The organism is Caulobacter radicis (genome assembly GCF_003094615.1).
Taxonomy (GTDB): Bacteria; Pseudomonadota; Alphaproteobacteria; order Caulobacterales; family Caulobacteraceae; genus Caulobacter; species Caulobacter radicis.
Genome location: NZ_QDKO01000020.1, coordinates 163,743 through 177,521 on the forward strand (window position 1 = coordinate 163,743; position 13,779 = coordinate 177,521).

Here is a 13,779-nt window from a genome sequence, read left to right on the forward strand (position 1 = left end):
CCCAGGGAGGCGAATGAAAGAAAGCCGAGGCGGGTTTTACCGCTTCCCCAGCCAACCGTTGTCGGCCAGCCAGTCGCGCAGCCGCTCCGGCCAGACCTTGATCGCGGCCTTTTCCGTGCGGAAGCCCATGTTGAAGGCGTGGCCGCCGCTCTGGAACAGGTGGAACTCGACCGGGACCTTGGCGGCGCGGAACTTCGCGAGCAGCTCCACCGGCGGGGCCGAGCAGCACTCGTCGTCGTCGGCCGCCAGGATGAAGGCCGGCGGCGCATCCGCCGGGATCTTGTCGGGAATGCCCGTCGGGCCGGGATAGATCAGCACCTGGAAGTCCGGCCGGCCGCTGACCCGGTCGACAGCGTCGACCTTGGGATCCCTGGCGGTCGAGCCGTAGACCGCCAGGTCGACGACCTCGCCGCCGCCGGAAAAGCCCATCAGGCCGATCTTCTTGGGGTCCACGCCGAACTCGGCGGCGCGCGAGCGGACGACGCGAACGGCCCGCACCGCGTCCTGGCGAGCATGGTCGATCGTGTAGGGCGAGCGCTCCTCCTGGCTGAGGCGGTACTTCAGCACGAACACCGCCACGCCCATGGGGTTGAGCACCTTGGCGACGTCGGTCCCCTCCGGGTGGATGACCAGCATCTTGTGGCCGCCGCCCGGCAGCACGATCACCGCTGCGCCCGTGGCCTTGTCGGCCGGCGGCAGGTAGGCGATCACCGACGGATCGTTGATCGACTTGGCCCAGTATTCGGCCGACTGCTCGGGGATGGCCTTGCGAGCCTCGAAGCCCGGCGCGCCGTTGGGCCACAGGGCCACGCGCTGCTGGGCCTGGGCCAGCGCGGGCAGGGTCAGGGCGGCGGCAAGAACGAGGGCAAGCCTACGGGTCATAGCGTTTCCGTTCTGCTGTTGTCGTTGTGCGTCCTGCGAGGCCCGCTACGCGGGCGCCTCAGGATGAGGAAATCAGAGCAACTATCGTCCTCATCCTGAGGTGCGAGCCGCAGGCAAGCCTCGAAGGACGCAAAGCCTCTAGAGCTTCACCGTCCGCCCCTCGCGGGCGGCCTGGTAGATGGCCTCGATGATCCGCAGGTCCTTCAGCCCTTCCTCGCCCGGCACGATCGGGTCGCGGCCGGTGAGGATGCACTCCGACAGGTGGTCGAGCTGGCCAGCGAACTGGCTCTTCTTTACCGCCGGCGGCGTGCGGGGCTTGGCCTGGCCGTCGAGATTGGCCCGCATCGCCTGGCCGCCATAGCTGGTGGCCGGATCGATCTCGACCCAGCCCTTGGGGCCGGACACGCGGTAGCGGTTGCAGTTGGCGCTGTAGGTCGAGACGCAGTTTGCCGTCGCCCCCGACGGGAACAGCAGCTGGAAATTGATGGTGTCCTCGACCTCGGCGAACACCGGGTTGGAGCGATCGGTCGACTCCATGGCGTTGACCGCGATCGGCTCCTCGCCGGTCAGGTAGCGCGCGGCGTTGAGGCTGTAGATGCCGATGTCCATCAGGCTGCCTCCGCCCGACAGCGCCTTCTTCACCCGCCACATGTTCGGATCGCTGGCGGTCCAGCCGTGGTCGGCGACGATGGTGGCCACCGGCCCCAGCGCCCCGCCCCGCGCCAGGGCGATGGCGTCCAGGTTGTGCGGCTCGAAGCGGCTGCGATAGCCGATCATCAGCTTGCGCTTCGCGGCCTTGCAGGCGGCGATCATCGCCTCGCCGTCGGCGACCGAAGTCGCCATCGGCTTTTCGCACATCACGTGCTTGCCCGCGCGGGCCGCCCGCTCGGTGAAGGTGCGGTGCAGGCTGTTGGGCGTGACCACATAGACGATGTCGACGGTCGGATCGTCGATGATCCTGTCGAAGGTGTCGTAGGAATAGCGGCTCTTTTCCGGGATCCCGTATTGGGCGCCATACTTGGCCAGCTTCTCGGGCGTGCCGCTGACCAGGGCGGTCAGCTTGGAGTGCTCGCATTCGGAAAAGCGCGGCATGATGATCTGGGTGGCGTAGTAGCCCAGACCCAGCATCGCGTAGCCGAGCTTGCGGCCTTCGGCCTTGGCCTGGGCCAGCGCGGCCGCTGGGGCCGTGGCGGCCATGGCGCCGGCCGCGAGGCCGGCCTGCATGAACGTGCGCTTGTTCATCACCCTCGCCTCTCCCTGTCCTGCTACCAGACCAGTCCGGTCGTCTTCAGCCGCACCCCCGCCAGGGTCTTGTCGGCGGTCAGGAACAGCGTCTTGCCGTCCTCGCCGAAAGCGCAGTTGGCGATCGGACCGCCCGTCTCGATGACGCCGATCAGCTCGCCCGCAGGGGTGATCACCAGCACGCCGCCCGGGCCGGTGGCGTAGAGCCGCCCCTCGGTGTCCAGGCACATGCCGTCGGGCAGGCCAGGACCGCCGGCCTTGTGCAGGGCGGCCGCGTCGAAGAACACCTTGCGCGAGGTCGGCAGGCCGTCCGCGCCCAGGTCATAGGCCATGATCACCGGCCCGCTCGGATCGGAGACCGCCACGTACAAGTGCTTCTCGTCGGGGCTCAGGGCCACGCCGTTGGGGAAGGTCAGTTTGTCGTCGACCACCGCCAGCGAGCCGTCGGCGGCCAGCAGATAGACGCCGTTGAAGGCCAGTTCCTTGACCGGCGAGGCGTCCAGGCCCTCCAGGCCGTACGGCGGGTCGGTGAAGTAGATCGCGCCCGACCTGGCGACGGCCAGGTCGTTGGGGCTGTTGAAGCGCTTGCCCTGGTAGCGGTCGACGACGACCGAGCGGGCCTTGGTCTTCAAATCGAGTTTCGTGATCGCCCGATAGCCGTGATTGCAGACCAGCAGGTCGCCCTTGGCGTCCAGGGCCATGCCGTTCGAGCCCGGCTCGCGAAAGACCTTGGTCGGCGGGCCGTCGTAGCCGGAGGGCGAAAGGAAGACGCTTTTGCCGTCCTTCTGGCTCCAGCGGTACATGATGTTGGCCGGCACGTCGGAGAAGACCAGGTACTGGCCGTTCTTCACCCACACCGGCCCTTCCGACCAGGTAAAGCCGTCGGCCAGCTTCTCGATCTTGGCGTCGGGGGCGATCACCGCGTCCAGCGCGGGCGACAGGCGGCGGATTGAGCCCAGGGTCTGGATGGCGGCTTGAGCGGACATGGAAAGGCCTCCGGCGGCAATGGCGGCGCCGGCTCCCAGAGCCAGCGTGACGGTGCGGCGCGTCGCGGTCATGCGTTGAGGCCTCGCTTGTGGTTCTTGCTTATGACAGCGATGTCATAGCAATGCCCGCCCAGGTTGGCGAGACGTCTTCGGCGACGTGCAACGCGATTTGAGATTTCAGGAGCGGACGCGCGGCACCGCGTCCAGCCAGCGGGCGTAGGCCGCCTCGCGGGCGTGGACGGCCATGGCGGGCTTCAGGTCCTCGGCGGACGGGCGCGCCTGGGCGGCCGCCTCCAGCGAGTCGTAGAGCCCCGCCCCCAGCCCCGCGAACAGGGCCGCGCCCAGGGCCGTGGTCTCCTGGTAGCTGGAGCGGGCCACCGGCAGGCCGGTCAGGTCGGCCAGGCGCTGGCTGAACCAGGCGCTCTTTGACATGCCGCCATCGATGCGCAGCTGGGCCTCGCCGAGGAAGGCGTCGGGCGCGTCGGCGCGCATCGCCTCGATCAGGTCGCGGCTCTGCAGGGCGCAGGCGTCGTAGGTGGCCGCGGCGATCTCGGGCAGGCCGGCGTCCCGGGTCAGGCCGAAGATCGCGCCCCGCGCCTTGGCGTCCCACCAGGGCGCGCCGAGGCCGGTGAAGGCCGGCACGACGACGACGCCGTGGTCGGCCTTGGCCGCGCGCGCCAGGGCCTCGGCCGCGCGCGGACCGCCGGTGATCCCCAGCCCCTCCCCCAGCCACTGGATCGCCGCGCCGGCCACGAAGATCGAGCCTTCCAGGGCGTAGGTCGCCTGGCCGCCCACCCGCGCGGCCACCGTGGTCAGCAGGCGCGAGGCCGACACCGGACGCGTCGCGCCCGTGTTCAGCAGCATGAAGCAGCCGGTGCCGTAGGTGGCCTTCATCTCGCCGGGGCGGATGCAGCCCTGCCCCATCAGCGCCGCCTGCTGGTCGCCCGCCACGCCGCGGATCGGCAGCGGCCGACCCAGCACCTGCGCGCCGACCTCGCCGAAGTCGGCGGCGCAGTCGAGCACCTCGGGAAGCAGCGAGCGCGGCACGCCGAAAAGCTCCAGCATCTCGTCCGACCAGTCCTGGGCCTGGATGTCGAACAGCAGGGTGCGCGAGGCGTTGGTGGCGTCCGTCACGTGGCGCGCGCCGCCCGTCAGCTTCCAGATCGTCCAGGTGTCCATGGTGCCGGCCAGCAGCTGGCCCGCCTGCGCGCGAGCCCTGGCACCGGGCACGTTGTCCAGCAGCCAGGCGATCTTGGTGGCCGAGAAGTACGGATCCAGCAGCAGGCCGGTGACCGCCGTCACCTGGGCTTCCTTGCCCTCATTGCGCAGCTTTTCGCAGGCCTCGGCGGTGCGGCGGTCCTGCCAGACGATGGCCGGGTGAATCGGACGACCGGTGACCTTGTCCCAAACCACCACCGTCTCGCGCTGGTTGGTGATGCCCAGGGCCGCGACATCGCCCAAGTCCGCGCCGGACTTTTCGACCGCCTCACGGATAACCGCCACGCAGGCGGCGGCGATCTCCTCGGCGTCGTGCTCGACCCATCCGTCATGGGGATAGCTCTGGCGCAGCGGACGCCCGGCTTCGGCGACCGCCCGGCCCTCGTGGTCGAACAGGATGGCTCGGGTGCTGGTCGTTCCCTGGTCCAGAGCCAGGATCAGTGCTCGCCCCATACGCGTTTCCTCTTTCACATCCCCGGATTCACCTGCGACAGAGCGCCGCTAGTCTCCGGGTTCCGTGGCTTGACCTGTTTAAGCATGTTTTCATCTGGGAACACCAAGGTAGCCAAAGTCTCGTTTGGCGCCCGAGGAGGGTCGTGAGCCAAGCCGTACAGACCGCCGAGCTTCTTGCCCTGGCCCGCAGCCGCGAGCCGGAAGACCGCGAACGCCTGCTCGCCGGCATCGTCGACCTCTGTGAAGCGGGCGAGGCGCAGGGCAGACCCGCCGCCCCCGAGATCCAGGTCCTGCTCGATTCGATCTTCATGACCCTGGTGGTCGAGGCCGAGCGCGACATCCGCCAGCGGCTGGCCGAACGCCTGGCCGACGCCAGCTGGGCCCCGTCGGCCCTGGTCAACATCCTGGCCCTCGACGAGATCGAGATCGCCCGCCCGATCATCGCCCGCAGCCCGGTGCTGCAGGACCACGACCTGATCCGCCTCTTGGTGCAGGCCACGCTTGAGCACCAGATCGAGGTCGCCCGCCGTCCCGGCCTGCGCGCGCCGGTGGTCGAGGCCATCCTGTCTCAGAGCGAACCGGCCGTGCTGACCGCCCTGGCCGGCAACGCCAGCGCCGAGATCAACCAGGACGCCATGGGCCGTCTCGTGGCCCAGGCCAAGGATGTCGTGGCTCTGCGCTCGCCCCTGGCCCGGCACCCTGGCCTGTCGCCCCTGCTGGCCGAGCAGCTCTATCTGTGGGTCGGCCGCGCCCTGCGTGAAGCCCTCACCGGCCGTTTCGACCTGGATCCGGCCAAGATGCAGGCCGCCGTCGACGAAGCCACCCACGCCGCCCACCTGGGCCTTCTCCCCTCCGCCCCCGCGGCCCTCGCCGTCGAGGACGAGGCCGACCGCGAGGAGATGGAAGCCGCGCTGGTCGAAAAGCTCGACGCCGCCGGCCAGCTGCGTCCCGGCTACCTGCTGCGGGTGTTGCGCGAGGGCCGCCTGCCGCTGTTCGTGTTCGCCATGGCGCGCCTTGGCCGCTTCGACGTGCGCCAGGTGCGCCGCGCCATCGACAGCAACCGCCCCGAACTGCTGGCTCTCGCCTGCTCGGCCGTGGGCATCGACCGCAGCGTCTTCCCGACCATCCTCGAGCACGTGCGCCAACTTAACGGCGGCCGTCCCGGCGGCGGCGCGGAAGCCGCCCGCAAGGCCAGCGGCGCCTTCGGCCCGTTCCGCCCGGACATAGCCGCCATGGCGTTCCGCCAGGCCGTCAGCGCCGCCTGACGGAGCCGGCAAGACCGCCGTTTGACAAGCGACCGACGTTCCCGCCACTTGGGGCGGCATGTTCCAAGCCCAGCCGTACTCGACTCGCCTGACCTTCAAGGCCAGCGACCGTCCCGAAGCCCAGGAGGCCCGCGAGCGCCTGGCCGCCCGCTACGGCGACGCCGGCGATGACGCCCAGATCGTCGTCGCCCTCGGCGGCGACGGCTTCATGCTGGAAATGCTGCACGAGACGATCCTGAACCAGAAGCCGATCTACGGCATGAACCGCGGCTCGGTCGGCTTCCTGATGAACGAGTACAGCGAGGACGAGCTGCTGGCGCGGATCAACGCCGCCGAGCGCGCCGTCATCCATCCGCTGGCCATGGTCGCCATCGACTCGCGCCGCCGCCAGCACCGGGCCCTGGCGATCAACGAGGTCTCGATGCTGCGCCAGACCCGCCAGACGGCCAAGCTGCGCATCTCGATCGACGGCAAGGTGCGGATGGGCGAACTGGTCTGCGACGGCGCCCTGGTGGCCACCCCGGCCGGCTCCACCGCCTACAATCTCTCGGCCCACGGACCGATCATCCCGCTCGGCGCCCAGGTGCTGGCCCTGACCCCGATCAGCGCCTTCCGCCCGCGTAGGTGGCGGGGCGCGCTTTTGCCGCAGAGCGCGAGGGTGACGTTCGAGGTCCTGGAATGCGATAAGAGACCCGTCAGCGCCGTGGCCGACAACTACGAGGTCCGCGACGTCGTCGAGGTGCATATCTCCGAGGACCGGGGTTCGACCCTGTCGATGTTGTTCGACGCGGGCCGCAGTCTCGAGGAGCGCGTACTGACAGAACAGTTCTCGGCCTAGCCGGGAACGTCGGAAACCCGACACTGGCCTGTGGAGTGAAACCTTCGTCTCACTCATTGTTAACGCCTGTCGTGTGACCGTTCCCTAAGTAACGCCGACGGGGAGGCGACCCGATGAACAAGCCCACCGCTGAGGTGATCCAGGTGCCGAACATGCTCAAGCTCAAGGTGGGCGGACGCGGCGGCATCGACATGGCCGCGATCGCCAAGGCCGAAGCCGCGCTCAAGAGCCTGTCGGGCAATTTCGCCCAATGGCTCAACGACGAGATCGTCAAGCTGGAAGCCGCCCGCCAGGGCGTCCGCGCCGACGGCCTCAACGCCCAGACCGTCGAAACCCTCTATCTGCGCGCCCACGACCTGAAGGGCCTGGGCGCCACCTACGAATTCCCGCTGATCACGCGCCTGGCCGCCTCGCTGTGCAAGCTGATCGACGATCCGGCGACGCGCCTGCAGGCGCCGATGTTCCTGGTCGACGCCCACATCGACGCGATCAAGGCCTGCGTCCGCGACGACATCAAGACCGACGAGCACCCCGTGGGCCGCGCCCTGGCGCTGGAACTGGAAGGCCGCGTGGCCGAATACCTGGCCGGCTGATCGGTCGGATACAGAACCTGAAAACAAGAAAGCCGGGGCCATCGCCCCGGCTTTCTTCGTTTACCCCCACTCCCGTCATTCCCGCCCTTGTGGCGGGAAACCCTGGGTCCACTTGTACGTGAGCTACCCTCGGCGTGCCAAGCACGCCGCCCCCTCCGCCCTTGCGGCTGATAGAGGGGTTCCCGCCACAAGGGCGGGAATGACGGGAGGAAGAGAACTACTCGCCGATCCCGTTCAGGCGCTTGGCGGCCAGGACGGTGTTGGCCAGCAGGCAGGCGATGGTCATGGGTCCCACGCCGCCCGGCACCGGGGTGATGGCCGAGGCCACGGCCTTGACCTCGTCGAAGGCCACATCGCCCACCAGGCGCGTCTTGCCGTCGTCCTTGGGAATGCGGTTGATGCCGACGTCGATGACCACCGCGCCGGGCTTGACCCAGTCGGCCTTGACCATCTGCGGACGGCCGACGGCGGCCACGACGATATCGGCCTCGCGGACGACGGCCGGCAGGTCCTTGGTGCGCGAATGGGCGATGGTGACGGTGCAGTCGGCGGCCAGCAGCAGCTGGGCCATCGGCTTGCCCATCAGGTTCGAGCGGCCGATGACCACGGCGCGCTTGCCCGACAGCTCGCCCAGCTGGTCGCGCAGCAGCATCATGCAGCCGGTCGGGGTGCAGGGTGTCAGGGCCGGCAGGCCGCTGGCCAGGCGTCCGGCATTGGCCACGGTCAGGCCGTCGACGTCCTTGTCGGGCGAGATGGCGGCGACCACGTCGGCCTGGCTGATGTGGTCGGGCACCGGGAACTGCACCAGCACGCCGTGCACGGCCGGATCGGAATTCAAGCGCTCGACCAGGGCCAGGAGCTCGGCCTGGCTGGTCTCGGCCGGCAGGCGATGGGTCTCCGAATGCATGCCCGCTTCCAGGGTCTGCTCGCCCTTGCTGCGCACATAGACCTGGCTGGCCGGATCCTCGCCCACCAGCACGACGGCCAGACCAGGCGTCAGGCCGTGCTCTGCCTTAAGGGCCGCGACCTCGGCGGCGATGGTCTGGCGCAGGCGGGCGGCGAAGGCCTTCCCGTCGATGATGGCGGCTTCTGACATGTGGGGGCGCTCCTGTGCGCGCTCCCCTAACGTCTCGCCCGCCTGGGTGCAACGTCCAAACGGGCGGCCGCTTTGCGTCATAGCGCTGGCGTGAGCGTCGTTCTTTCGTGCTAGAGCCAGAACGATGGAATCCGCTTCCGCCGCGCTTCGCGCCGACGTCGTCCTGGTGGGCGGCGGACTGGCCAACAGCCTGGTCGCCCTGCGCCTCAAGGCGCTGCGGCCGGGCCTGCGCGTGCTGCTGCTGGAGCGCGAGCCCGCCATCGGCGGCGAGCACACCTGGTGCCACTTCGAGACCGACGTCGACGCGGCCATCGGCGGCTGGCTGCGGCCGCTGATCGTGCACCGCTGGACCGGCTACGAGGTGCGCTTCCCCGCCCACAGCCGCCGCCTGCCCACGCCCTACCTCGCCATCACCTCGAAGCGCCTGCACGAGATGGTGAGCCGCGTGCTCGGCCCCGACGCCTGGACGAGCGTCGCCGTCGTCGACGTCAATCCGCACCAGGTGACCCTGGCCGACGGCCGCCGCATCGTCGCCGGCGCGGTGATCGACGGCCGCGGGGCCCGCCGCAGCAAGCGCCTGGCGCTGGGCTGGCAGAAGTTCGTCGGCCAGGACCTGCGCCTTTCCGCCCCCCATGGCCTCTCCGCCCCGATCATCATGGACGCCACGGTGCCGCAGACCGACGGCTACCGCTTCGTCTACGTCCTGCCGCTGGACGCCCATCGCCTGCTGATCGAGGACACACGCTACAGCGACGGCCCAGGCCTCGACCGCGCTTCGCTGGGCGCGGCCATCGCCGACTACGCCAAGACCCAGGGCTGGACCATCGAGGCGGTCGAGCGCGAGGAGCACGGCGTACTGCCCATCGCCCTGGGCGGCGATATCGACGCCTACTGGCAGGAAGCCCGGCCGCAGGTGGCGGAGGTTGGCCTGCGCGCCGCCCTCTTCCAGCCGACCACCGGCTATTCCCTGCCCGACGCCGCGCGGCTGGCCGACAAGATCGCCGCCCTGCCCCGCATCACCAGCGCCAGCGTTCGCGCCTGCGTCGAGGCCCACTCCAAGGCCGCCTGGCGCAAGCGGCGCTTCCTGCGCCTGCTCAACCGCATGCTGTTTCGCGCCTGCGCGCCGGAAGAGCGCTATCGGGTGCTGGAGCGGTTCTATCGGCTATCGGTCCCGCTCATTCAGCGCTTCTATGCGGCGCGCCTGACCTGGCGCGACAAGGCCCGGGTTCTGATCGGCAAGCCGCCGGTGCCGATCGGCGCCGCCATGAAGTGCATAAGCGAGAGTTCCGTGTTCGGAGGACAAGACGCATGAACGCCCACGCCCCGGTCCCGCCCCGTCCCAAGGCGGCCGTCATCGGCGCCGGCTTCGGCGGCCTGTCGCTGGCCGTGCGCCTGCAGTCGCAGGGCTTCGACGTCACCCTGTACGAGGGCCGCGAAAAGCCGGGCGGCCGCGCCTATGTCTGGGAACAGGAAGGCTTCACCTTCGACGCCGGCCCCACCGTCGTCACCGATCCGGACTGCCTGAAGGAGCTGTTCGAGCTCTCGGGCCGCCGCATCGAGGACTATGTCGACCTGCTGCCGGTCGATCCCTTCTACCGCCTGCTGTGGGAAGACGGCGACGTCTTCGACTACGTCAACGACCAGGAGGGCCTGGATCGCCAGATCGCCGCCCGCAACCCGGCCGACGTCGAGGGTTACCGCCGCTTCCACGACTATTCCGAGGAGCTGTACCAGAAGGGCTATGTCGAGCTGGGCGCCGTGCCGTTCCTCGACTTCGGCTCGATGATCGCCGCCGCGCCGTCGCTGATGAAGCTGCAGGCCTGGCGCAGCGTCTATGACAAGGTCGCCGGCTTCGTGAAGGACGAGCACGTCCGCCAGGCGCTGTCGTTCCACAGCCTGCTGGTCGGCGGCAGCCCGTTCGCCACCTCGTCGATCTACGCCCTGATCCACGCCCTGGAGCGTCGCGGCGGCGTCTGGTTCCCGCGCGGCGGCACCCACGCCCTGGTGCGGGCCCTGGCCAAGCTGTTCACCGACCTGGGCGGCAAGCTGCACCTGTCACACCCCGTCGAGCGCATCGCCGTGCGCGAGGGCCGGGTGACGGGCGTGGTGACGAGGGAAGGCTTCGAGGCCTTCGACACCGTCGCCTCCAACGCCGACGTCATGCACACCTACCGACACCTGCTGCGCGAGGAGCCGCGCGGCCAGAAGGTGGGCAAGGCGCTGGAGAACAAGCGCTGGAGCCCGTCGCTGTTCGTGGTCTATTTCGGCCTCAAGACCCAGCACCCCGAGATCCGCCACCACACCATCTGCTTCGGCAACCGCTATCGCGAGCTGATCGGCGAGATCTACGGCAAGAACGCCCTGGCCGAGGACTTCTCGCTCTACCTGCACCACCCGACCGCCAGCGACCCGGCCATGGCCCCCGAGGGCTGCTCGACCTTCTACGCCCTCTCGCCCGTGCCCAACTTGCAGACGGCCGACATCGACTGGTCGGTCGAGGGGCCCAAGTACCGCGACCGCATCCTGGCCTATCTGGAAAAGCACTACATTCCGGGCCTGACCGCCGACCTGGTCACCAGCCGCTTCATCACACCCGACGACTTCGTGAAGGACCTCAACGCCTGGAAGGGCGCGGCCTTCTCGCTGGAGCCGATCCTGACCCAGAGCGCCTTCTTCCGCACCCACAACCGCGACGACGTGATCCCCAACCTCTACTTCGTCGGCGCCGGCACCCATCCGGGCGCGGGCATCCCTGGCGTGGTCGGCAGCGCCAAGGCCACGGCCGGGCTGATGATCGACGACTTCGCCACCCAGGCTTCGGCCGCGGAATGAGCGCGCTGGAAGCCACCGATCTCGAGGCCCAGAGCCGGGAAGCGATCCAGAAAGGCAGCAAGAGCTTCGCGGCCGCCGCGGCGCTGTTCGACGCCCAGACCCGCGCCGACGCCGAGATGCTGTACGCCTGGTGCCGGCACTGCGACGACGTCATCGACGGCCAGACCCTGGGCCACGGCATGAGCCCGGTGGCCGACGCCCCGGCGCGGCTGGAAGCGCTCTACGCCCAGACCCGCGGCGCCCTGGCCGGCGAGACTCCGACCGATCCGGTGTTCGCCGCCTTCCAGACCGTGGCCCTGCGGCGCGGCATACCCGAGCGCTATGCGCTCGACATGATCGACGGCTTTTCCATGGATGTGGAGGGCCGCACCTACGAGACGCTGGAAGACCTGCTGGCCTACTGCTGGGGCGTGGCGGGCGTCGTCGGCGCGATGATGGCCATCGTCATGGGCGTGCCGGCCTCGGATCTGGCCACCCTGCGCCGCGCCCAGGATCTGGGCCTGGGCTTCCAGTTGACCAACATCGCCCGCGACATCGTCGAGGACGCCCGCAATGAACGGGTCTATGTGCCCCGCGCCTGGCTGGCGGAACTGAACCTTCCGGTCGAGCAACTCACCGACCCGGCCCGCCGCGCCGACGTCGCCGCCCTCGCCCGCCGCCTGGTGGAAGCCGCCGAGCCCTACTACGCCTCGGCCCGCTGGGGCCTGCGCGACCTGCCCGTCCGCTCGGCCTGGGCGATCGCGGCGGCGCGCGGCGTCTACCGCCAGATCGGCCTGGACGTGGTCTCGGCAGGGCCTGCCGCCTGGGACGAGCGCGTGGTCGTCAGCGGACGGATGAAGGCCTGGCGCGCCCTGGAAGGCGGCATCGTCGCCCTGCGCTCGGCGACGCTGGACCGGCTGGGCAAGACGCCGCAGCGGCCGGCGATGTGGTCGAGGATTTAAACCGACTTCCCCTCCCACCTATCCTCCCGTCATTCCCGCCCTTGTGGCGGGAAGCCCTCTATCAGCCGCAAGGATGGATGGGGCGGCGTGCTGAGCACGCCGCAGGCGCTTCACCTGCGAGCGGAACCAGGGGTTCCCGCCACAAGGGCGGGAATGACGGAAGAAATGGAATGGCTCGGGAGGAAAACTCCCTACCGCTCCAGCTCGCGGTCCGGGAACGCCAGCTTCACCGCCAGGGCCACGAACAGCACCCAGCGGAAGTCGTTATAGGCCACCGCGATGCTCTCGGTCAGGGCCACGAGGCTGTAGACGACCAGGAACGGGAAGGCGAGCAAGGCGCCCCGGTCGCGGAACACGGCGATCAGGGCGAGCGTCATGGTCTGGATATAGAACAGCCCCCAGGCGGCCATGCCGAACAGGCCCATGCCCAGCCACTGCTCCAGCCAGGAATTGTGGGCGTGCTGGGCCTGGAAGCCGGCGTTCTTGCTGATCCAGGCGAAGGGCCCCCAGCCGCTCTTGTCGCCCCAGATGGCGTGATAGCCGAAGCCCAGCCACGGCCGCTCCTGGATCTCGACCAGGGCCGCGCTCCAGATCTTGGTGCGGCCGGTCAGTGTGGCGTCCTTGCCGAGGATGGCGAAGAACACGTCCGAGGCCAGAACGACGAAGGCGATCAGCAGGCCAAAGCCCGTCACCGCCGTCCAGGTCGCCGCCGTGCCCGCCGCCGGGCCGCGCCGGGCGATCAGGACAAAGCCCAGGGCCGCCACGCCCAGCATCAGCGACACCAGCGAGGTCTTGGACGTCGACATCAGGACGAGGCCGACCGCAAGCGCCGCGAAGCCCCACCACATCTTGGCCCTCTGGGGGTTCAGCAGGGCGGCGGCCGAGACGATGCAGAAGCCGAAGGCCATCATGCCGCCCAGGCCGTTCTTCTCGCGCCACAGGCCGCGCCAGGCGCCGGGGAACAACTCGGTCATCACCCCGATACGCGGCACGGCGATGCAGACCACGTACGAGGCCACGATCAGCACCGCGAACGCAGCGGCGAACACCTCGGCCAGCTCGCGCCAGCGGAAGCGCGCGGCCAGGGCGACGCCGCCCAGCGTGGTGCAGGTCACCGCGAAGGCCCGGCGCGTGGTGACGTCCGGCGCGATCGACCAGAAGGTCGACAGGCAGACGATCCCGATCAAGGCGAACAGGAACGGCTGGCGGATGCTGGCCCGGAAGCTGTTGCGCGGGTCCAGGGCGATCAGGCCAAAGCCCGCCGCATAGGCCGGCAGATAGGCGACCCGCAGGATGGCCGAGCCGGCCTCGTCGGCGTTCTCGCCCACCAGCGGCAGCTCCCAGCCGCCGCTATAGAGCAGCAGCAGGAACACCGCGGCGGTGAAGATGGCGATCTGGGGAAACAGGAGCCTCGGCGGCGCGACGCTGACCGG

At 69.5% G+C, this 13,779-nt stretch carries 12 protein-coding genes; 6 read left to right on the top strand and 6 right to left on the bottom strand.

From position 1 onward, the window contains the following. Nucleotides 1-36: 36 nt before the first annotated feature. From DDF62_RS12450 to glpK, 4 genes are all read right to left on the bottom strand, one after another. Nucleotides 37-882 (bottom strand): alpha/beta hydrolase, encoded by an 846-nt coding sequence (locus DDF62_RS12450; protein WP_116489399.1) that lies wholly within the window; start codon nt 880-882, stop codon nt 37-39. A 138-nt stretch (nt 883-1,020) separates the two neighbouring features. Continuing rightward, nucleotides 1,021-2,241: a Gfo/Idh/MocA family protein gene (locus tag DDF62_RS12455; protein WP_165832248.1), complete on the bottom strand. Its 1,221-nt coding sequence runs from the start codon at nt 2,239-2,241 to the stop codon at nt 1,021-1,023. Further along, the gene (locus tag DDF62_RS12460; RefSeq protein ID WP_116489507.1) at nt 2,148-3,110 is read right to left on the bottom strand and encodes an SMP-30/gluconolactonase/LRE family protein; all 963 of its coding nucleotides are present in this window, start codon (nt 3,108-3,110) and stop codon (nt 2,148-2,150) included. The genes DDF62_RS12455 and DDF62_RS12460 overlap by 94 nt, the downstream gene beginning before the upstream one ends. Nucleotides 3,111-3,287: 177 nt before the next feature. After that, entirely contained in the window at nt 3,288-4,781 is a 1,494-nt protein-coding gene (gene glpK / locus DDF62_RS12465) for a glycerol kinase GlpK (RefSeq protein WP_116489401.1), read from the bottom strand. Between the two features lie 143 nt (nt 4,782-4,924). Here glpK and DDF62_RS12470 point away from each other — a divergent pair, with 143 nt between their 5' ends. The 3 genes from DDF62_RS12470 (at nt 4,925) to DDF62_RS12480 (ending at nt 7,477) form a co-directional block, all read left to right on the top strand. Next, entirely contained in the window at nt 4,925-6,046 is a 1,122-nt protein-coding gene (locus DDF62_RS12470) for a DUF2336 domain-containing protein (RefSeq protein WP_116489402.1), read from the top strand. Nucleotides 6,047-6,104: 58 nt separating this feature from the next. Further along, nucleotides 6,105-6,884 carry an NAD kinase gene (locus tag DDF62_RS12475; protein WP_058350522.1) on the top strand — a complete coding sequence of 260 codons (780 nt, stop codon included), beginning with the start codon at nt 6,105-6,107 and terminating at the stop codon, nt 6,882-6,884. 113 nt (nt 6,885-6,997) lie between these two features. Then, nucleotides 6,998-7,477: an Hpt domain-containing protein gene (locus tag DDF62_RS12480; RefSeq protein WP_109099393.1), complete on the top strand. Its 480-nt coding sequence runs from the start codon at nt 6,998-7,000 to the stop codon at nt 7,475-7,477. A gap of 217 nt (nt 7,478-7,694) precedes the next feature. Here DDF62_RS12480 and folD read toward each other — a convergent pair whose 3' ends face one another. Further along, nucleotides 7,695-8,573, bottom strand: a complete 879-nt coding sequence (gene folD, locus DDF62_RS12485) for a bifunctional methylenetetrahydrofolate dehydrogenase/methenyltetrahydrofolate cyclohydrolase FolD (protein WP_116489403.1) — start codon at nt 8,571-8,573, stop codon at nt 7,695-7,697. A 124-nt stretch (nt 8,574-8,697) separates the two neighbouring features. Here folD and crtY point away from each other — a divergent pair, with 124 nt between their 5' ends. The 3 genes from crtY to DDF62_RS12500 are packed head-to-tail and all read left to right on the top strand — an operon-like array spanning nt 8,698 to nt 12,346. Beyond that, the gene (gene crtY / locus DDF62_RS12490; RefSeq protein ID WP_116489404.1) at nt 8,698-9,885 is read left to right on the top strand and encodes a lycopene beta-cyclase CrtY; all 1,188 of its coding nucleotides are present in this window, start codon (nt 8,698-8,700) and stop codon (nt 9,883-9,885) included. Continuing rightward, nucleotides 9,882-11,405 carry a phytoene desaturase gene (locus DDF62_RS12495; RefSeq protein ID WP_116489405.1) on the top strand — a complete coding sequence of 508 codons (1,524 nt, stop codon included), beginning with the start codon at nt 9,882-9,884 and terminating at the stop codon, nt 11,403-11,405. Before crtY ends, DDF62_RS12495 begins: the two co-directional genes overlap by 4 nt. Then, complete coding sequence (locus DDF62_RS12500; protein WP_116489406.1) at nt 11,402-12,346, top strand: phytoene/squalene synthase family protein; 945 nt, start codon at nt 11,402-11,404, stop codon at nt 12,344-12,346. Before DDF62_RS12495 ends, DDF62_RS12500 begins: the two co-directional genes overlap by 4 nt. Before the next feature lie 191 nt (nt 12,347-12,537). Here the strand turns inward: DDF62_RS12500 and DDF62_RS12505 are convergent, their stop codons facing one another. Beyond that, nucleotides 12,538-13,752 (bottom strand): O-antigen ligase family protein, encoded by a 1,215-nt coding sequence (locus DDF62_RS12505; RefSeq protein ID WP_116489508.1) that lies wholly within the window; start codon nt 13,750-13,752, stop codon nt 12,538-12,540. Nucleotides 13,753-13,779: the final 27 nt, after the last annotated feature.

Excerpts from the sequence above, each read along its gene's own strand:
- DDF62_RS12450 (WP_116489399.1), bottom strand. The coding sequence starts at position 882 with ATGACCCGTAGGCTTGCCCTCGTTCTTGCCGCCGCCCTGACCCTGCCC.
- DDF62_RS12460 (WP_116489507.1), bottom strand. The coding sequence starts at position 3,110 with ATGTCCGCTCAAGCCGCCATCCAGACCCTGGGCTCAATCCGCCGCCTG.
- glpK (WP_116489401.1), bottom strand. The coding sequence starts at position 4,781 with ATGGGGCGAGCACTGATCCTGGCTCTGGACCAGGGAACGACCAGCACC.
- DDF62_RS12475 (WP_058350522.1), top strand. The coding sequence starts at position 6,105 with ATGTTCCAAGCCCAGCCGTACTCGACTCGCCTGACCTTCAAGGCCAGC.
- DDF62_RS12480 (WP_109099393.1), top strand. The coding sequence starts at position 6,998 with ATGAACAAGCCCACCGCTGAGGTGATCCAGGTGCCGAACATGCTCAAG.
- folD (WP_116489403.1), bottom strand. The coding sequence starts at position 8,573 with ATGTCAGAAGCCGCCATCATCGACGGGAAGGCCTTCGCCGCCCGCCTG.
- crtY (WP_116489404.1), top strand. The coding sequence starts at position 8,698 with ATGGAATCCGCTTCCGCCGCGCTTCGCGCCGACGTCGTCCTGGTGGGC.
- DDF62_RS12495 (WP_116489405.1), top strand. The coding sequence starts at position 9,882 with ATGAACGCCCACGCCCCGGTCCCGCCCCGTCCCAAGGCGGCCGTCATC.
- DDF62_RS12500 (WP_116489406.1), top strand. The coding sequence starts at position 11,402 with ATGAGCGCGCTGGAAGCCACCGATCTCGAGGCCCAGAGCCGGGAAGCG.